Raw genomic sequence first — 19,320 nt, forward strand, 5'->3', positions numbered from 1 at the left:
TTACTCAGAGTTAAGTGACGATAGCCTAGGAGATACACCTGTACCCATGCCGAACACAGAAGTTAAGCCCTAGAACGCCGGAAGTAGTTGGGGGTTGCCCCCTGTGAGATATGGAAGTCGCTTAGCTTTATTCCGCCATAGCTCAGTTGGTAGTAGCGCATGACTGTTAATCATGATGTCGTAGGTTCGAGTCCTACTGGCGGAGTAGTTAATTAAAGGAGGTTTCGACCTCTTTTTTTGTTATGTAATTAATAATCTGTCTTGCCTCTAATGACAAGTGATATTTTTCTTGACGATAGAAGTCTCAGCTACCATTATTTTCGACCACTGATAGCACTTAAAAGGAATCTTAGTGTGTACCCCTATTGATAATATCCATAATTTAGAAATTAGGGTCTTTAATGTCTAGTAGTTTTGTGATAAAATGTAATTGTTCCATATGAATCTTTCTAATGATGGTTTGGTCGCTTTTCATTATAGATGATATGGGACTTTTTTTCTACAATAAAATAGGCTCCATAATATCCATAGGGGATTTACCCACTACAAATATTATAGAGCCAGAAAAGCTAATCTCGAGAAAGGGCAAATTTCGTCCTTTCTTTTTTTTGATGTTTAGAGCGATGATAATTCGTTTTTTGAAGTTTTTAAAGTTCCGAAAACCAAAGTCGTTGCGCTTGATAAGTTTGATGGGATTATTAGTGACTTCTAGTTTGGCGTTAGAATAGGCTAGTTTAAGGACATTGACAATTTTCTTGTTATCTTTGAGAAATGTTTTAAAGATAGTTTGAAAAATTTGATACTATGCGTTTTTCTTATTTTAAGATTTTTACCTCAGTCTCTTTTAGTATTTAACGCAGTTAATAAGGTCTATAATAGTCTAATTTAGGTAGTAAATTTGTTTCTATTCTGTCAACTTTTCCTATTTTTTCTCTTGTTGAGGTTGGTATTTTAACAATTCAGGAATTATTAATGATTAATTAAAATTTTTTGTTAGAATAAGTTCATAAAAAGTAAAGGAGTGTATGCTTATGCTACAAAATATTTATGATCAGATGACTGATTTCTATGACAGTATCGAAGAAGAGTATGCTACTTTCTTTGATAATAGTTGGGAATGGGAAGATTTTCATTTTAAATTTTTGATTTATTATTTAGTTAGATATGGCATTGGGTGTCGTAGGGATTTTATCGTTTACCATTATCGTGTTGCTTATCGTTTGTATCTTGAAAAGATGATAATGAAACAAGGTTTTGTTGCTTGTTGAGATAGTCTGAGTTAATTTCCGAACAAACTTACTTTTTTATGCCAATATAACAATAAATAGCTAGTAATTTTTCTAAAACATTTTTTAATAGTTGGAAATAGCAAATCTTTCTATTGTTTCTTCTTGATAAAAAGGCGATTTTTTCTTATAATAAATTGTAAGATATAATTGCAGGTGAGAGTCCTGCCATGTATGTGAGAAAGGAAGAGCCTGAGGGCTCAGACAAGATTATGACTTCAGTTGTTGTTGTAGGTACCCAGTGGGGTGATGAAGGTAAAGGGAAGATTACAGATTTCCTTTCAGCGAATGCAGAAGTGATTGCACGTTACCAAGGTGGTGATAATGCAGGTCACACGATTGTGATTGATGGTAAGAAATTTAAGTTGCACTTGATTCCATCTGGAATTTTCTTCCCTGAAAAAATCTCTGTTATTGGGAATGGTATGGTTGTAAATCCTAAATCTCTTGTAAAAGAGTTGAGCTATCTTCATGAGGAAGGTGTTACAACTGATAACTTGCGGATTTCTGATCGCGCGCATGTCATTTTGCCTTATCATATCGAGTTGGATCGTCTGCAAGAAGAAGCTAAGGGCGACAATAAGATTGGGACTACAATCAAGGGAATTGGTCCAGCTTATATGGACAAGGCTGCTCGTGTTGGGATTCGTATTGCCGATCTTTTGGATAAAGATATTTTCCGTGAGCGTTTAGAACGTAACCTTGCTGAAAAGAATCGTCTTTTTGAAAAATTGTATGACAGTAAAGCGATTGCTTTCGATGATATTTTTGAAGAGTATTACGAATATGGTCAACAAATCAAGAAATATGTAACCGATACATCTGTTATTTTGAATGATGCGCTTGATAATGGTAAACGTGTTCTTTTTGAAGGGGCACAAGGTGTCATGCTAGATATCGACCAAGGTACGTATCCATTTGTTACGTCATCAAACCCTGTGGCTGGTGGTGTTACGATTGGTTCAGGTGTTGGTCCAAGTAAAATTGACAAGGTTGTTGGTGTATGTAAGGCTTATACGAGTCGTGTTGGTGACGGTCCTTTCCCAACTGAGTTGTTTGATGAAGTGGGAGAACGTATCCGTGAAGTCGGTCATGAATATGGTACAACAACTGGTCGTCCACGTCGTGTGGGATGGTTTGATTCAGTTGTGATGCGTCATAGTCGTCGTGTTTCTGGTATTACTAATCTTTCATTGAACTCTATCGATGTTTTGAGTGGTTTAGATACTGTGAAAATCTGCGTGGCCTATGATCTTGATGGTCAACGTATTGACTACTATCCAGCTAGTCTTGAGCAATTGAAACGTTGCAAGCCTATCTATGAAGAGTTGCCAGGTTGGTCAGAAGATATTACTGGAGTTCGTAATTTGGAAGATCTTCCTGAGAATGCGCGTAACTATGTTCGTCGTGTGAGTGAATTGGTTGGCGTTCGTATTTCTACTTTCTCAGTAGGTCCTGGTCGTGAACAAACAAATATTTTAGAAAGTGTTTGGTCCTAAGAGATTTTTAAGATTTGTTTAAGATAGGTCGGGTATACTATAGACAGTTACAAGAAGACCTCCTAACTTGTTGTAACAAATATCCTAAACTTTTCTTTTTCATAATAATCTCCCTATAAAGTCACCGCATTCGGTGGCTTTTTTTGTCTTGGGATTCATGATATAATAATAAAATCGATAAGTAAGAAAAGGGAAATTGATGAATTATACAGTTGAAGAAAAAGAAGTCTTTATGAGAGAGGCTTTGAGAGAGGCTGAGATTGCTCTTGAACACGATGAAATTCCAATTGGTTGTGTGATTATCAAAGATGGGGAAATCATTGGCCGTGGGCATAATGCGCGTGAGAAATTGCAACGAGCGGTTATGCATGCGGAAATTATGGCCATAGAGAATGCGAATCTGAGTGAGGAGAGCTGGCGCTTGCTTGATTGCACGCTTTTTGTGACCATTGAGCCTTGTGTCATGTGTAGTGGGGCGATTGGACTCGCCCGTATTCCAAACGTGGTCTATGGAGCTAAAAACCAGAAATTTGGCGCTGCTGGGAGTTTGTACGATATCTTGACAGATGAGCGTCTCAACCATCGTGTGGATGTTGAAACGGGAATTTTGGAAGATGAATGCGCAGCTATTATGCAGGACTTTTTTAGAAATAGACGGAAAAAATAATTTTGCTTTTAAAATGAATAGGAATGTGATATAATAAACAGTGGAGCAACAGTTCTGCGTGAAGCGGGTCAGGGGAGGAATCCAGCAGCCCTAAGCGATTTGAATTGTGTGCTCTTTTTTTCGTGCTTTTTCCGAATAAATAAGATAGAATAATCTAGAATAAATGATAATAGAAAAGAGAAGATGATGAAAATTCGTGGTTTTGAATTGGTTTCTAGTTTTACAGATGAAAATTTATTGCCCAAGCGTGAGACAGCGCATGCGGCTGGTTACGACTTAAAGGTTGCTGTGCGCACAGTTATCGCTCCAGGAGAGATTGTATTGGTTCCGACAGGAGTTAAGGCTTATATGCAGCCGACTGAGGTTCTTTACCTTTATGATCGCTCTTCAAATCCTCGTAAAAAGGGCTTGGTTTTAATTAATTCAGTTGGGGTCATTGATGGGGATTATTATGGAAATCCTGGGAATGAAGGGCATATTTTTGCTCAGATGAAGAATATCACAGATCAAGAAGTGATTCTTGAAGTTGGGGAACGTGTGGTCCAGGCTGTCTTTGCGCCTTTCTTAATCGCAGATGGAGATGCGGCTGATGGCGTTCGAACTGGTGGATTTGGTTCAACAGGGCACTAGAATGAAGATTATCTTTGTACGTCACGGGGAGCCAGATTATCGTGAGTTAGAGGAGCGTTCTTATACGGGATTTGGGATAGATTTGGCGCCCTTGTCTGAGAAGGGACGGCAGCAAGCCCAGAAATTGAGCACCAATCCTTTACTCCCTTCAGCTGAAATAATCATATCTTCTGCAGTCACAAGAGCTTTAGAAACGGCTTCTTATGTGGCTTGTGTTACTGGACTTCCTTTGAGAGTGGATCCATTATTGCATGAATGGCAGGTCTATGAAAGTGGCACAGATAATTTTGAAAAAGCTCGTACTATGTTTCTAGAAAATAAGGGGGAGTTACTTCCTAATAGTCCTATTCAATATGAGACAACTACGGAGATGAAGTCTCGTTTTCTAGAATGCATGGCTAAGTATCGAGATTACCAGACCGTGATAGTGGTAACTCACAACATGCTCATGCGCCAGTTTGTGCCAAATGAGAAAATTGATTTTTGCCAAGTGATTGAGTGTGAGTTAGAGATATAGAAAGAGGTTTATTATCGCAAAGAAAAAAGCGACATTTGTATGTCAAAATTGTGGGTATAATTCCCCTAAATATCTGGGACGTTGCCCCAACTGTGGGTCTTGGTCTTCTTTTGTAGAAGAGGTTGAGGTTGCCGAGGTAAAGAATGCGCGTGTGTCCTTGACAGGTGAGAAAACCAAGCCCATGAAACTGGCTGAGGTGACTTCTATCAATGTCAATCGAACCAAGACGGAGATGGAGGAATTCAATCGTGTACTTGGAGGAGGAGTGGTACCGGGAAGTCTCGTTCTTATCGGTGGGGATCCTGGGATTGGGAAATCAACCCTTCTTTTACAAGTCTCAACCCAGCTGTCTCAAGTGGGGACTGTTCTCTATGTCAGTGGGGAGGAGTCTGCCCAGCAAATCAAGTTGCGAGCGGAACGCTTGGGAAATATTGATAGCGAGTTTTATCTCTATGCAGAGACCAATATGCAGAGTGTCCGCGCAGAGGTAGAGAGAATCCAGCCAGACTTTCTCATCATCGACTCTATCCAGACTATCATGTCTCCTGAGATTTCAGGGGTGCAGGGATCTGTTTCTCAAGTGCGTGAGGTGACGGCTGAACTTATGCAGCTGGCCAAAACCAATAACATTGCCATATTTATCGTAGGGCATGTGACCAAGGAGGGCACTCTGGCTGGTCCGCGTATGTTGGAGCATATGGTGGATACGGTGCTTTACTTTGAAGGGGAACGACACCATACCTTCCGTATTTTAAGAGCGGTCAAAAACCGTTTTGGTTCCACTAATGAGATTGGCATCTTTGAGATGCAGTCGGGTGGCTTGGTTGAGGTACTCAATCCGAGTCAAGTTTTCCTAGAAGAGCGTTTGGATGGAGCAACTGGTTCATCAATAGTTGTGACCATGGAAGGGACGCGTCCGATTTTGGCGGAGGTTCAGGCTTTGGTAACACCGACCATGTTTGGAAATGCCAAGCGTACGACCACAGGACTTGATTTTAATCGTGCGAGTCTGATTATGGCTGTTTTGGAAAAGCGGGCAGGGCTTCTCTTGCAAAATCAGGACGCCTATCTCAAATCTGCTGGCGGTGTCAAATTGGATGAACCTGCCATTGACTTAGCTGTTGCAGTTGCCATTGCTTCGAGCTATAAGGACAAGCCAACTAATCCTCAGGAATGTTTTGTAGGAGAATTAGGTTTGACTGGAGAGATTCGGCGCGTGAATCGTATCGAGCAACGCATCAATGAAGCTGCTAAACTGGGCTTTACTAAGATTTATGTACCTAAGAATTCCTTGACAGGAATCACTCCGCCTAAGGAAATTCAGGTTATTGGGGTGACAACGATTCAGGAAGTTTTGAAAAAGGTCTTTACATAATTCGTGACAAATCCTCTTAAAAATGATAAGATAGGAGAAATATTTGACTATCAAATTTTCGAGGAGGGAATCGTGTCGTATTTTGAACAGTTTATGCAAGCCAATCAGGCTTATGTTGCCCTACATGGGCAGTTAAATCTGCCACTTAAACCCAAAACAAGAGTGGCTATTGTGACCTGTATGGACTCTCGTCTGCACGTTGCGCAAGCTTTGGGCTTGGCACTTGGGGATGCTCATATCTTGCGGAATGCAGGTGGTCGAGTGACTGAGGACATGATTCGTTCGCTAGTTATTTCCCAGCAACAAATGGGGACAAGAGAGATTGTGGTATTGCACCATACAGACTGTGGTGCTCAGACCTTTGAAAATGGACCTTTTCAGGAGTATCTGAAAGAGGAACTAGGTGTCGATGTGTCAGACCAGGACTTCTTGCCCTTCCAAGATATAGAGGAGAGTGTACGAGAGGATATGCAATTGCTTATCGAGTCACCCCTAATACCAGACGATGTCATTATCTCTGGTGCCATTTACGATGTGGATACAGGAAGTATGACAGTTGTAGAATTGTAAAAAATTCATTTAGAAAGAAAGTGTATGAAGAAAAACAGTATTTTATTTATTTTTATTTTATTGCTATGTATTGGTTTGCAGTATGAAACTATCTACTATACGGACGGTTCGATGTCAGCTGCGGAATATGGACTAATGGGAGTTTCTATCTTTCTAGCTCTCTTTTACATGATTCCGGCTCTTTATTTCCTTTTCCGTATTGGGAAAAAATGGGAATTGCCAAATAACGCCTTGATCTTGTCTTTATTGGGCGGGATGTTCCTTTCAGGCTGGCTATCTAGCTTTGCGAATACCTATATCCATGATTTGCTTGGCGTTCTTTTCCCAGATAGTACATTTTTAAATGCCTTTGAAAGTGCGATTGTGGCTCCTTTGGTAGAAGAGCCGTTGAAATTATTGCCACTTGTCTTTGTTTTAGTTTTGGTTCCTGTGCGAAAATTAAAATCTTTGTTTTTACTAGGCATTGCTTCTGGTTTGGGATTCCAAATGATTGAGGATATTGGCTACATTCGTACGGATTTGCCAGAGGGATTTGACTTTACTATTTCGAGAATTTTAGAGCGTATCATCTCAGGAATTGCCTCTCACTGGACTTTTTCAGGTCTAGCTATAGTGGGTGTTTACTTGCTTTACAGAGCCTATAAAGGACAGAAGGTTGGCAAGAAACAAGGGCTTATTTTCCTAGGTTTAGCCTTGGGAATTCATTTCTTGTTTAACTCTCCTTTTGTTGAATTGGAGACAGAGTTACCCTTAGCGATTCCAGTAGTTACAGCTATTGCTCTTTACGGTTTTTATCAGGCTTATCGCTTTGTTGAGAAGCATAATGAGTTGATGAACTAGAATATTTTTCACAAGAATGATGCAAGGGTACAAATATGGTGCCCTTCTTTTATTTTTGATTGAAAAATAGTGTAAAAAGCGCTACAATGGTAGATGGAAAAATCTTGTGAAAAGCACAAGTGATACATATATACCGGAGGAAATCATGTCTTTTTCTGATTTAAAGCTGTTTGCCCTTTCTTCTAATAAAGAATTGGCAGAACGTGTGGCGCAGGAGATTGGGATAGAGTTGGGGAAATCAAGTGTCCGCCAATTTTCAGATGGAGAGATTCAGGTCAACATCGAAGAATCAATCCGTGGGAAACACGTCTTTATCCTACAATCAACTAGCTCGCCTGTAAATGACAATCTGCTTGAAATTTTGATTATGGTAGATGCTTTGAAGCGTGCGAGTGCAGAATCTGTCAATGTTGTCATGCCTTACTATGGGTATGCACGTCAGGATAGAAAGGCGAGAGCGCGTGAGCCAATCACTTCAAAACTTGTCGCAAATATGCTTGAAGTAGCTGGGGTGGATCGTTTATTGACCATCGACTTGCATGCTGCGCAGATTCAAGGATTCTTTGATATTCCTGTGGATCACTTGATGGGTGCTCCTCTGATTGCGGATTATTTTGAGCGTCGTGGCATGGTTGGTTCTGACTATGTGGTTGTCAGCCCAGACCATGGAGGGGTGACTCGTGCTCGTAAGTTGGCAGAATTTTTGAAAACATCTATCGCTATCATTGACAAACGTCGTAGTGTTGATAAGATGAATACCAGTGAAGTCATGAACATCATCGGTAAGGTAGAAGGCAAGACTTGTATCTTGATTGATGATATGATTGATACTGCTGGAACGATTTGTCATGCGGCAGATGCTCTTGCAGAAGCTGGTGCTGTTGAAGTCTATGCAAGCTGTACGCACCCAGTTCTTTCTGGTCCTGCTATGGACAATATCCAAAAATCAGCTATTAAGAAATTGGTTGTTTTGGATACCATTTATCTGCCAGAAGAGCGTTTGATTGATAAGATTGAGCAGATTTCAATCGCTCATCTCTTGGGGGATGCTATCGTACGTATTCATGAAAAACGACCACTTTCTCCACTTTTTGGTATTGAGAAAAAAATTTAATGACCAAGCCTGAGATAATTCTCAGGTTTTTTCGTCTTTTTTCCGAATAAATAGATAGAGCCAGAGAATCTAGTAAACCTAGATCTAAAAATGTGCTATAATGAAAGGAGAAAGAATATGACATTACGTCATCCGGGCATTAGCCCAACTAATGACTTGGTTGCTAAGAAGATTTTTAGCAATCCAGAGATCACTTGTCAATTTATTCGCGATATGCTGGACTTGCCAGCCAAAAATGTGACCATTTTGGAGGGAAGCAACATTCACATCTTGCCTTCCATGCCCTACTCAGCGCAGGATTTTTACACTAGTATAGATGTTTTGGCGGAGTTGGACAATGGTACTCAAGTTATCATTGAGATTCAAGTGCATCATCAGAATTTTTTCATCAATCGCCTGTGGGCTTACCTTTGCAGTCAGGTCAATCAAAATCTTGAAAAAATTCGCCAACAAGAAGGCAATACTCATCAAAGTTACAAACACATCGCACCTGTTTACGCTATCGCGATTGTGGACAGCAATTACTTCTCAGATGATTTGGCTTTTCACAGTTTTAGTATGCGAGAGGACACGACAGGTGAGGTCTTAACCATCACAAACAATGGACAGGAACATCATCTAGTCAAGATGGTGTTCTTGGAATTAAGAAAATACAGAGAAACCAGCAAAGATAGCATTCGCAAACCGTGGTTGGAGTTTTTCGGGAACAAGCCCTTTACCCAGCAACCCGAGCGAGCTATCAGCCAGGCAGACCAACTGCTAGACTATAAGAGCTGGTCCGAGGAGGACAGGAGAATGTTTAGTGAACAACGCAGGCGTGAAGAACAAGCCTTACTCGCTCATGACTATGCCTTGGAAACAGCTAGGGCGGAAGGTATTGAACAGGGGTTGGAGCGTGGTATTGAACAAGGTTTAGAGCGTGGTATTGAACAGGGACTGGAGCGTGGGAAAATCTTTACCTTTCTAGATTTAGTACGCCAACATGTTTTAACTTCCGAATTCGCGAGTGAACAATTGGGTATGTCAGTAGCGGAGTTTGAGGCACTATTGTAAGAACGTCACAATAATGGCGTTCTTGGAATTAAGAAAATACAGAGAAACCAGCAAAGACGAGGTTCGCAAGCCATGGTTGGAGTTTTTTGGGAATAAACCCTTTACTCAGCAACCCGAGCGAGCCATCAGCCAAGCAGACCAACTGCTGGACTACAAGAGCTGGTCCGAGGAGGACAGGAAGATGTTTAGTGAACAACGCAGACGCGAAGAACAAGCCTTGTTAGCACAGGACTATGCCTTGGAACAAGCTGAGGAAAAGGGCTTAGAACGTGGTCGTGCAGAAGGTATTGAACAAGGTTTAGAGCGTGGGAAAATCTTTACCTTTCTAGATTTAGTACGTCAACATGTTTTAACTTCCGAATTCGCGAGTGAACAATTGGGTATGTCAGTAGCGGAGTTTGAAGCACTTTTGTAATACCATCACAGTAATGGCGTTCTTGGAATTAAGAAAATACAGAGAAACCAGCAAAGATGAGGTTCGCAAGCCATGGTTGGAGTTTTTCGGGAATAAACCCTTTACCCAGCACCCCGAGCGAGCCATCAGCCAAGCAGACCAACTGCTGGACTACAAGAGCTGGTCCGAGGAGGACAGGAGAATGTTTAGTGAATAACGCAGGCGTGAAGAACAAGCCTTGTTAGCACAGGACTATGCCTTGGAAACTGCTAGGGTGGAAGGTATCGAACAAGGACTGGAGCGTGGGAAAGTTGAAGGATAAATCTTTGCCTTTATTGATTTAGTATGACAACATGCTTTGCCTTCCGAATTTACGAGTGAACAATTAGACACAAATTGAAAAAATATCAAGTTGACTTGACTTTTTTTATAGAATAGTATAGTATTTAGATACAAGCACTCCTTTTGCTCCCTGTTTCATAGCAACTGGAGTCATTTTTTTATAAATTTAGAAGGTTAATGATGTACACAACTGATAATAGTATTTCTTTGTCAAGAGATTTAAAGAGAGAAATGAAAGCATTTTTACCTCTTGAAGATTTGGTAAGTTATCTTTCAGATAAGCTAGATATGTCACCTGAAGAGGAACTAGATTCCAAAAATTTTTTACGTTGCCATAATTACTATTCGTTTTCTGCTTTTATTAAACAGGTTCCAGATAATCTTCATAAAGGAAAATTTCAAGCAGCGATTTCATTGTATGAATTTAATGATTGGTTATCACAGTTTCTGTTTATATTTTCTGGTAGATTAGAGCAGTTTATAAAATCAACTTTTATTGAATCGCTTTGCCAGCAATATAATGGGAAATATCAAAAAGGTGAGTGTTACTTGGATGAAACTATTTATGAAAACTCTGAATTATATAACGAATTTATTTCAATTATAGAAAAACATTTATCAGAGAATCAAAGTCTTTCAATACAGCATCATATCAAAAATAAAGGTTCTAAATTCCCAATTTGGGTTCTTTTTCAAGAGATGACTTTTGGAGAAACAACTCGTTTTATAAGTGCACTGAAAAAAGAGTACCGGGAGTATTGGATAGATACTACATTTTTATCAACTGGTGTGGTAAATTCTAAAATTCATGGAGAAGAAATCCGGAGTAAATTATTTGGCTGGGTTTCAGCTACATGGTATATGAGAAATAGGACAGCACATCATTTAAGACTATATGGTCAAAATTTTACAATAGCAAGTCCAAGTTTCTTTTCAGCTGATTTGCGTCAAATAAACAAGAATGCAGAGACTAAAAAGAAAAAGACGCATAATAACGATTTATTTGCTTATCTTCTAGCTATGAAAAATCTTATACAACATCATTCACATTCTTTTGTTCAAGATTGGAATGATTTTTTAATGACTTTAGAGGAACAGTTGATGGAAAAGTCAAATATCATATTATCTAGTAAGATTGGTTTGCCAAGCAATTGGAAAGATATATTGTGGATCGGTTGAACTAAGGAATGATTTTTTACTCAAGTTATTATTCAGAGAATCTTTGAGAATCCAGATGAGAAACCAAACATTAAGAAGTTGATTACCAAGATGAATGAAGGATAAGATGCGAGATTTTGGAATCGCTATAGCGGACGATGTAATAGCTGAACAAGGTGAGAAAATCAGAATCATCAAGGAACACGATGATGCTCTTTCCGTCTGTAAAGAAGATTTGGAAACTCAGTCAAGAATACCAAGAGCAGGTCAAGATGATTCAAATCGTTCCTAGATTCAGTGTGCTTTAATTTTAAAAATTAGGTGTCAAAACCTTTTTTAATACAGACAAAATTAAGGATAAACAATAATTTTAATAACTTTTATTTTTTTTCGTCTCTTTTCCGAATAAATAGATAGAGCCAGAGAATCTAGTAAACCTAGATTTAAAAATGTGCTATAATGAAAGGAGAAGAAATATGACCTTACGTCATCCGGGCATTAGCCCAACTAATGATTTGGTTGCTAAGAAAATCTTTAGCAACCCAGAAATCACTTGTCAATTTATTCGCGATATGCTGGACTTGCCAGCTAAAAATGTGACCATTTTGGAGGGAAGTAACATTCATGTCTTGCCTTCCCTGCCTTACTCGGCTCAGGATTTCTATACCAGTATAGACGTCTTGGCGGAGTTGGACAATGGAACACAGGTTATCATTGAAATTCAAGTTCATCATCAGAATTTTTTCATCAATCGCCTGTGGGCGTATCTGTGTAGTCAGGTCAATCAAAATCTCGAAAAAATTCGCCAACAAGAAGGAAACACTCACCAAAGTTATAAACACATAGCACCAGTATACGCTATTGCTATCGTTGACAGTAATTATTTTCAAGATGATTTAGCCTTTCACAGTTTTAGTATGCGAGAGGACACGACAGGTGAGATATTAGCCATCACCAATAATGGACAAGAAAACCATTTAGTTAAGATGGCGTTCTTAGAACTAAAAAAATATAGAGAAACCAGCAAAGACGAGGTTCGCAAGCCATGGTTGGAGTTTTTCGGTAACAAGCCCTTTACCCAACAACCTGAGCGAGCCATAAGCCAAGCAGACCAACTGCTAGACTATAAAAGCTGGTCCGAGGAGGATAGGAAAATGTTTAGTGAACAACGCAGGCGTGAAGAACAAGCCTTACTCGCTCATGACTATGCCTTGGAAACAGCTAGGGCGGAAGGTATTGAACAGGGACTGGAGCGTGGCCGTGCAGAGGGTATTGAAAAAGGGCGCGAAGAAGGCATTGAAGAGGGATTAAAAGTAGGTTTAGTAAATCTAGTCCATCAAGGTCTTCTAACACCTGAAGTTGCCAGCCAGCAATTAGGCATGACTGTCGCTGAGTTTGAGTCCTTGCTATGAGGTCACATTTTAAATAGTAGAAAGTTAATGAAATGGCGAGTTATTTCTAAAATACTTGTCATTTTTGCTTGACATTTGGAAAGGGATATAGGATAATACCATAGAAGTGAGTTCTGTCCAACTATTGATGTGGATTAGATATGTGAGGTTTGACTCAGGGTTTAAGAAATTTGTGAGATTTTCACTTGGGAGATACGGTATTTGAAGGGTATTTCATCTCACAAAGACGTTTTTTCACCTTTTTTGAAAAAAATAGGTAAAAAGTTGATGAAAACCCTTGACAAATCCTGCAAATATTTATATACTGTATGGTAGTAAGATAGTCTTACGAAAAAATATTTTAAAGAAAACAAAGGAGATAAAACGATGAAAAAAGTTTTATTGACAAGCGCAGTCGCTCTTGCAGCATTTGGTGCTGTACAAGCTGTTTCAGCTACTTCAGGAGAATCGTTTGGAAATTATAATCCAGATGGTTCAGTAAGATATGGTTCAACTCAAAAAGGTGGAGATGTATACTTCCAAGGTACAGCTCATGACCGTTTTGGTTATGGATTTGCAATTGGAGCTAAATACATCCGTTACGACCGTGATGCAGCACATGGTTTCGACCGTCATGTTCGTGTAACTGTTGTTGATGGTGGTGGACGTCCAGTTCCAAACGTAGAAGTAGACTTCTTCTTGAAACCAGCTTCAGGTGAAAAGAAACCAGAATACTTTACTGTTAAAACTAATGCAGCAGGTGATGCTGAACTTCCAACAGTCTTCAAAGCTGGTGAAGTACTTCAATACCGTGTTGCTAAGACAGCTACTGACTTTAAAGAAGCAGTTGAATTAGTAGGAGAGTTAACAGTTGAAGATGTAAATGCATATGGTAAAGTATTGTACACTAACGGAACAATCGAGTTGCCATACAAACTTGACGATCGTGCTGCAAAAATTGGTAATCAAACTTCAGTTGCTCAATATGGTTGGGCTAACACAGCTGAAGGATGGAAATACTTCGAAAACGCTACAGCTGTTACAGGTTGGAAACAAGTTGATGGCAACTGGTACTACCTAAACGATAAAGGTGTAATGCAAACTGGTTGGGTAAACGTTAACGGAACTTGGTACTACCTAAACAAATCAGGTGCTATGCAAACTGGTTGGTTGAAAGATGGTGGAACTTGGTACTTCCTTGAAGCAACAGGTGCTATGAAAGCTAGCCAATGGTTTGAAGTTGCTGGTAAATGGTACCATGTGAATGGTTCAGGTGCCCTTTCAGTAAACACAACTGTTGACGGTTACAACGTAAACGCAAACGGTGAGTGGGTATAATCCTAATACATGAAATATAAAACAGGAGAGTTATCTCCTGTTTTTTCTTGCATTTATTTTGTATAAGTATTATAATAGTTAAAAATAATAGGAGGTTTCCAATGAAATCAAAAGTGATAAACGTTTTATTAGGTGCTACTTTGGCAAGTGCTGCTCTTCTTGGTGCAAAAGCAACTGCTGTAAAGGCTTCGGAAACGAATGTGTATAAGACAGTTGTTTGGGTCACAAAACAGGAAGATGGGAAGGAAAAGGTTTTAAGAGGTGCTCAAACTTATGATTCATCAAAACCTGAAACCGCTTCTCCAGGTACTTTTTCAGGATATCAATTTGATACTTCTTCAATAGATGGAACGGTATTAAAGCATTACTTTAAGCCAGCAGTGACTGTTACAGGAGATAAAGTAGATGGCCTTTCTGCAAAGCCTGATATTGTAAAGCCATTTAAAGATACAGTCAAAGGTACTTCTTGGTTGGTAATGGAATCAGATGGAACTAGTAGAGAATTAAAAGCTTTTCTTCCTGCTAATGCTACCAAAAAAGCTGAAGAAGTTGAACATGGTACATTTAAAGGTTATCGTTTTGTAGAAACAAAGATTGACCAAGGAGTTCGTAAACATTGGTTTGTAAAAGACGATAGTGTTACTGGAACTGAAAAAGTGGAAGAGAAACTTACAGGTTGGCAATATATCGCTGGTAAGTGGTATTTCTTTGATCAAGATGGCGTGAAGAAGACTGGCTGGGTCAGTGACGGCAGCTGGTATTACCTAGCGGCAGATGGTAGTATGCAAACTGGTTGGAAGTTTATCTCTGGTAAATGGTACTATCTCAATAGCGCTGGCTCTATGCAGACTGGCTGGTTAAACCAAGGTGGCAAGTGGTACTATCTCTACTCCGACGGTGCAATGGCTACTGGTTGGGCAAAAGTAGATGGTGTTTGGTACTATCTAAATACTTCTGGTGTTCTGGTTACTGGTTGGTTCCAAGCAGGTGGCAAGTGGTATTATGCCTATAGTTCAGGCGCTCTTGCAGTAAATACAACGATTAACGGCTACACTCTAAATGCAAATGGTGAGTGGGTGTAACATTATACACGGAATAAGTGATAAAGAGGTAAAAAAATGAAAGCAAAACATATTTTAGCAGTGGGAGCTGCAGGGGTAACATTACTTGGTGCTAGTACTTTATTAGCTTCAATTTCAGATGAACTAACAGTCTATGCTAGTCAGAATACAACAGAAAATCCTAATCCAGAAAACTTCCGTAGTACACAATGGAGATATAGAGATAAATCTAATATTCCATTAACCTTCAAATATACTGAGGGATACTCAGATGAACCAGGAGAGGAGACAGGTTTAACTTATAAAAAAAGTTATTCAGATGGAGGCATTTGGGTACATGAGTTTTCTTTAAACGCTGGTGCAACACCTCCAGCTTCAAACGATAACACATATGTTAATACCAATAGTACTGGTAGAAATAATACGGATCGTGTAGATTCTTCTAATACTAACTCATCAACTAACCAAAAAACTGAGTACAAATGGTTAACTGTTGATGGGAAACCTCAACTTTATATTAATAATAATTTAGCTACAGGCTGGCAAGAAGTTGATGGAAAAATCTATTATTTTGATGACAAAGGAGTCATGAAAACAGGAATCCTCGAACTCAAAGATAAACGCTACTACTTTGATGAAAATGGCGTGAAGAAAACTGGCTGGGTCAATGAAGGTGGTAAGGATTACTATATCACTGATGATGGTTCTAAACCAACTACGATCATTGCAAAAGGTGAGAAGATTTACTACGTTAAAGAGGGAATTCAACAAACAGGTCTTCAACAAATTGAGAAGAAGTGGTATTATTTATTGGCAGACGGTAGCCGTAAAACAGGTCTCGTTCAAGATGCAAATAAGAAATGGTACTATATTACAAATGATGGCGAACGTAAAGTTGGTCTCGTAAAAGATAGTGATGGTGCTTATCATTACCTTACTCCAGAAGGTGAACGTAAAACAGGTTCTGTCACTATTGACGGTGTGACTTATCGTTTAGCGGATCGTGCTAGTAGCAAGCCAGGTTGGAATAAAATTGATGGTAAGTGGTACTATTATGATGCGGAAGATAACATGAAGACAGGTTGGGTTAAAGATGGCTCATGGTACTACTTGGATGCTTCTGGTGTAATGAAGACAGGTTGGCAAAAAATTGATGGGGTATGGTATTATCTCAATGGTTCAGGTGCTATGCAGACAGGTTGGTTGAACCAAGGTGGCACATGGTACTACCTCAACAGCTCAGGTGCTATGCAAACAGGTTGGCTCAAGCAAGGTGGTACTTGGTATTATCTTGCTGGCTCAGGCGCTATGAAGACAGGTTGGTACCAAGTTAGTGGTAAATGGTATTACTCATATTCATCAGGAGCTTTGGCTGTGAACACAACTATCGATGGTTACACAGTAAATGCCAATGGTGAGTGGGTGTAATGGATATAATAAAGAAATAAGGGGAAATTCCTCTTATTTTTTTGTCAATAAAGAGGTTATTTCTTGATTTTTCCGAAAGAAAATGCTATAATGACAGCAAAAAGGATATTAAAGGTGGTAAATACTTTATGGACAAGAAAAAACTTTTCACTGCTAGCTTGGCTAGCGTTGCCGTTTTAGGAGCAGGTTTCCTTGCTTCAAACCCATCAGTTGTGAAAGCTGCAGAAGATACTAATGCAGCTGCTGTGACTAAAGAAGATGTAGCTGATTACTTTACAGAGTTAGAAAAACAAGCTGAAGAAGCTATTAATAAAAATGATAAAATCAAAGATAAAGAAGCAGCAATCTTAGCAGCTAAAGTAGCTATCGGTAAAGAAGATTTATTAAAAGCTATTGATGAAAAACAAATCACACCTGAAGAAGTACTAAAAGACTTAGCAGAAGCTAGCAAGACTGAATCAGATGAAGCAGACCCAGGAAAATATGGTGAAAACTATGCTCCTAAAGAAGTTAAAGATGCAAAACCTGCTCCAGGTGCTGAATTAGTTCGTAACGAATCAGGTGAAGTTACAGAAGTTAAACCATTAAACGGTGGAATTGATGTTGATGCTCAAGATAAAATCAACAAACGTTTAGATGAAGAAAATACAGATGTTAAAGATGCAGAAGAAAGATTAGCTGCAGCTAAACATGATGAAAAAGAAGCTGAATCTAACAGAGAAGAAGCTAAAGCAGCTGTAGAAGCAGCTAAAGAAAATGTGAAAGCAGCTCAAGAGGAATTAGCAGCTGCAACAGATTCTAAATCAAAAGAGGAAGCAGAGAAAACTTTAAAACAAGCTGAGCAAGATTTGAAAGATGCTGAGGAAGCATTGAATCAAGCAGATGAAGATTATTATTCATATGTTGCAGATCGTGAAGCTGAAGAAGTTCGTGTATTACGACGTCAAATTGCAAAAGATAAAGCTGATGGAAAAGATACTACAGCGTTAGAAGAAGAACTTGATATTGCTTTAAATGGTGTTCAACCACTTGTTCAACCAGATCTTCTTCCTTATATTGAAGCAGAACAACCTAAATTACCAAATAATGGTGGTCCTTACCCAGGTGACCGTTATATTATTAACAAACCAACACAAACACCAGCTTCAACTCCGGCGGGGTCATCAGGTTCAACAACACCATCTACACCAGCAAATGAAACACCTGCTACACCAGCTCCTGGAACAGATACTCCAGCTGCACCAACAGCTGAAACACCAGCATCGACAGCTCCAGCTGTAGCAGGTACTAGTCAAGACAACACTTATCAAGCACCAGCTGCAAAAGCAGAAGATAAGAAAGAACTTCCAAACACTGGTGGCAAAGATAATGCTGCAATTGCATCATTAGGATTCCTAGGCTTGCTCCTTGGTGCCCTTCCATTTGTGAAACGCAAAAACTAATTAGTTAAAAATATGAAAGAGAAGGACTTGTTGCCTTCTCTTTTTGTGGTATATAATCGCGTGAGGGCTTTGTTGGATAGTAGAAAATAAAAAGTGAACAGGACAATATTTCATTCTTGTTCGCTTTTATGTTATTAGTGATTGTATAATCTTATAACAGTGCCTCAAACTCAGCGACGGTCATGCCCAACTGCTGGCTTGCAAATTCGGAAGTTAAGACATGTTGGCGAACCATGTCTAAGAAGGCAAAAAGTTTCCCTTCTTCCCTTCCTTCAACTTTCCCTCGCTCTAGTCCCTGTTCAATACCTTCTGCTCGCCCACGCTCTAAGCCTTTTTCCTCCGCTTGTTCCAAGGCATAATCATGAGCCAATAATGCTTGTTCTTCACGCATACGTAGTTGACTAAACATCTTCCTGTCCTCCTCGGACCAGCTCTTGTAGTCCAGCAGTTGGTCTGCTTGGCTGATGGCTCGCTCGGGTTGCTGGGTAAAGGGTTTGTTGCCGAAAAACTCCAACCATGGTTTGCGAACCTTGTCTTTGCTGGTTTCTCTGTATTTTTTAAGTTCCAAGAACGCCATCTTGACTAGATGATGTTCTTGTCCATTGTTTGTGATGGTTAAGACTTCACCCGTCGTGTCCTCTCGCATGCTAAAGCTATGGAAAGCTAAGTCATCTTGGAAATAATTACTATCCACAATGGCAATGGCGTAAACAGGTGCGATGTGTTTATAGCTCTGGTGGGTATCACCTTCACGTTGGCGAATTTTTTCAAGATTTTGATTGACCTGGCTGCATAGGTAAGCCCACAAACGATTGATGAAAAAATTCTGATGATGAACTTGGATTTCGATAATAACTTGAGTTCCATTATCCAACTCTGCCAAGACGTCTATACTGGTATAGAAATCTTGAGCCGAGTAGGGCAGGGAAGGCAAGACATGAATGTTACTTCCCTCCAAAATCGTCACATTTTTGGCTGGCAAGTCCAGCATATCGCGAATAAATTGACAAGTGATTTCTGGGTTGCTGAATATTTTCTTAGCAACCAAGTCATTAGTTGGGCTAATGCCCGGATGTCTTAGAATCATCCTTTTCCTCCTTCTATTATAGCACATTTTTTAATCTAATTTACTAGATTTGATGCTTCTATCTATTTATTCGGAAAAAGTATGAAAAATATTGGGCATGGCTCTTTCTAATGGTATTTTTTGGTGCT

Annotated in this window: 17 protein-coding genes, 1 tRNA gene, 1 rRNA gene, 1 other RNA gene and 5 pseudogenes; 22 read left to right on the plus strand and 3 right to left on the minus strand. The window is 39.5% G+C overall.

Annotated features, from left to right (window positions below; translation table 11 throughout):
* Positions 1-10: 10 nt before the first annotated feature.
* A 5S ribosomal RNA gene (rrf, locus tag OC530_RS08705) occupies positions 11-126 on the plus strand.
* Positions 127-131: 5 nt separating this feature from the next.
* Positions 132-205: transfer RNA gene (locus OC530_RS08710), tRNA-Asn, on the plus strand.
* Between the two features lie 77 nt (positions 206-282).
* Here OC530_RS08710 and OC530_RS08715 read toward each other — a convergent pair.
* A pseudogene (locus OC530_RS08715) lies at positions 283-439 on the minus strand (ISL3 family transposase); the annotation flags it as partial.
* Between the two features lie 130 nt (positions 440-569).
* A pseudogene (locus OC530_RS08720) lies at positions 570-802 on the minus strand (transposase); the annotation flags it as partial.
* 229 nt (positions 803-1,031) lie between these two features.
* Between OC530_RS08720 and comW the strand changes: the two are divergent.
* The 20 genes and pseudogenes from comW (at position 1,032) to OC530_RS08820 (ending at position 18,105) form a co-directional block, all read left to right on the plus strand.
* Entirely contained in the window at positions 1,032-1,268 is a 237-nt protein-coding gene (gene comW, locus OC530_RS08725; protein WP_262081087.1) for a sigma(X)-activator ComW, read from the plus strand.
* Positions 1,269-1,498: 230 nt separating this feature from the next.
* Positions 1,499-2,785, plus strand: coding sequence for an adenylosuccinate synthase (locus OC530_RS08730; protein ID WP_001832534.1), 1,287 nt, complete (start codon positions 1,499-1,501; stop codon positions 2,783-2,785).
* Between the two features lie 199 nt (positions 2,786-2,984).
* A complete protein-coding gene (tadA, locus tag OC530_RS08735; RefSeq protein ID WP_173218821.1) occupies positions 2,985-3,452 on the plus strand; it encodes a tRNA adenosine(34) deaminase TadA in 468 nt (155 codons plus the stop codon).
* 34 nt (positions 3,453-3,486) lie between these two features.
* Positions 3,487-3,582, plus strand: an RNA gene (ffs, locus tag OC530_RS08740) — signal recognition particle sRNA small type.
* Positions 3,583-3,638: 56 nt separating this feature from the next.
* A complete protein-coding gene (locus OC530_RS08745) occupies positions 3,639-4,082 on the plus strand; it encodes a dUTP diphosphatase (protein WP_000701983.1) in 444 nt (147 codons plus the stop codon).
* Entirely contained in the window at positions 4,042-4,599 is a 558-nt protein-coding gene (locus OC530_RS08750) for a histidine phosphatase family protein (protein ID WP_173218819.1), read from the plus strand. The genes OC530_RS08745 and OC530_RS08750 overlap by 41 nt, the downstream gene beginning before the upstream one ends.
* Before the next feature lie 13 nt (positions 4,600-4,612).
* Positions 4,613-5,974 carry a DNA repair protein RadA gene (gene radA, locus OC530_RS08755; RefSeq protein ID WP_173234846.1) on the plus strand — a complete coding sequence of 454 codons (1,362 nt, stop codon included), beginning with the start codon at positions 4,613-4,615 and terminating at the stop codon, positions 5,972-5,974.
* A 72-nt stretch (positions 5,975-6,046) separates the two neighbouring features.
* Positions 6,047-6,544 (plus strand): carbonic anhydrase, encoded by a 498-nt coding sequence (locus OC530_RS08760; RefSeq protein ID WP_004237611.1) that lies wholly within the window; start codon positions 6,047-6,049, stop codon positions 6,542-6,544.
* 24 nt (positions 6,545-6,568) lie between these two features.
* Positions 6,569-7,384: a PrsW family glutamic-type intramembrane protease gene (locus OC530_RS08765; RefSeq protein ID WP_173234827.1), complete on the plus strand. Its 816-nt coding sequence runs from the start codon at positions 6,569-6,571 to the stop codon at positions 7,382-7,384.
* 145 nt (positions 7,385-7,529) lie between these two features.
* The gene (locus OC530_RS08770; RefSeq protein ID WP_033680978.1) at positions 7,530-8,498 is read left to right on the plus strand and encodes a ribose-phosphate diphosphokinase; all 969 of its coding nucleotides are present in this window, start codon (positions 7,530-7,532) and stop codon (positions 8,496-8,498) included.
* Positions 8,499-8,615: 117 nt separating this feature from the next.
* Entirely contained in the window at positions 8,616-9,551 is a 936-nt protein-coding gene (locus OC530_RS08775; RefSeq protein ID WP_262081088.1) for an Rpn family recombination-promoting nuclease/putative transposase, read from the plus strand.
* A gap of 13 nt (positions 9,552-9,564) precedes the next feature.
* Positions 9,565-9,966: pseudogene (locus OC530_RS08780) on the plus strand (hypothetical protein); the annotation flags it as partial.
* Positions 9,965-10,294: pseudogene (locus OC530_RS08785) on the plus strand (hypothetical protein); the annotation flags it as partial. The pseudogenes OC530_RS08780 and OC530_RS08785, both read left to right, overlap by 2 nt.
* A gap of 173 nt (positions 10,295-10,467) precedes the next feature.
* Positions 10,468-11,466 carry an Abi family protein gene (locus tag OC530_RS08790; protein WP_196756369.1) on the plus strand — a complete coding sequence of 333 codons (999 nt, stop codon included), beginning with the start codon at positions 10,468-10,470 and terminating at the stop codon, positions 11,464-11,466.
* 106 nt (positions 11,467-11,572) lie between these two features.
* Complete coding sequence (locus OC530_RS08795) at positions 11,573-11,737, plus strand: hypothetical protein (protein WP_004242079.1); 165 nt, start codon at positions 11,573-11,575, stop codon at positions 11,735-11,737.
* 184 nt (positions 11,738-11,921) lie between these two features.
* On the plus strand, positions 11,922-12,857 hold the full coding sequence (locus OC530_RS08800) for an Rpn family recombination-promoting nuclease/putative transposase (RefSeq protein ID WP_262081089.1): 936 nt from the start codon (positions 11,922-11,924) through the stop codon (positions 12,855-12,857).
* A gap of 1,014 nt (positions 12,858-13,871) precedes the next feature.
* Positions 13,872-14,174 (plus strand): annotated as a pseudogene (locus OC530_RS08805) (hypothetical protein); the annotation flags it as partial.
* 101 nt (positions 14,175-14,275) lie between these two features.
* The gene (locus tag OC530_RS10220) at positions 14,276-15,256 is read left to right on the plus strand and encodes a hypothetical protein (RefSeq protein ID WP_316043877.1); all 981 of its coding nucleotides are present in this window, start codon (positions 14,276-14,278) and stop codon (positions 15,254-15,256) included.
* 36 nt (positions 15,257-15,292) lie between these two features.
* Positions 15,293-16,663: a nucleoside triphosphate hydrolase gene (locus tag OC530_RS08815; RefSeq protein WP_316043878.1), complete on the plus strand. Its 1,371-nt coding sequence runs from the start codon at positions 15,293-15,295 to the stop codon at positions 16,661-16,663.
* A 128-nt stretch (positions 16,664-16,791) separates the two neighbouring features.
* Positions 16,792-18,105 carry an LPXTG cell wall anchor domain-containing protein gene (locus tag OC530_RS08820; protein WP_262081090.1) on the plus strand — a complete coding sequence of 438 codons (1,314 nt, stop codon included), beginning with the start codon at positions 16,792-16,794 and terminating at the stop codon, positions 18,103-18,105.
* A gap of 151 nt (positions 18,106-18,256) precedes the next feature.
* On the opposite strand, the gene OC530_RS08825 is transcribed toward OC530_RS08820, so the two are convergent.
* The gene (locus OC530_RS08825; protein ID WP_262081091.1) at positions 18,257-19,192 is read right to left on the minus strand and encodes an Rpn family recombination-promoting nuclease/putative transposase; all 936 of its coding nucleotides are present in this window, start codon (positions 19,190-19,192) and stop codon (positions 18,257-18,259) included.
* Between the last annotated feature and the right edge of the window lie 128 nt (positions 19,193-19,320).

The sequence above is a fragment of the Streptococcus sp. Marseille-Q5619 genome (genome assembly GCF_946901205.1).
Lineage (GTDB): Bacteria > Bacillota > Bacilli > Lactobacillales > Streptococcaceae > Streptococcus.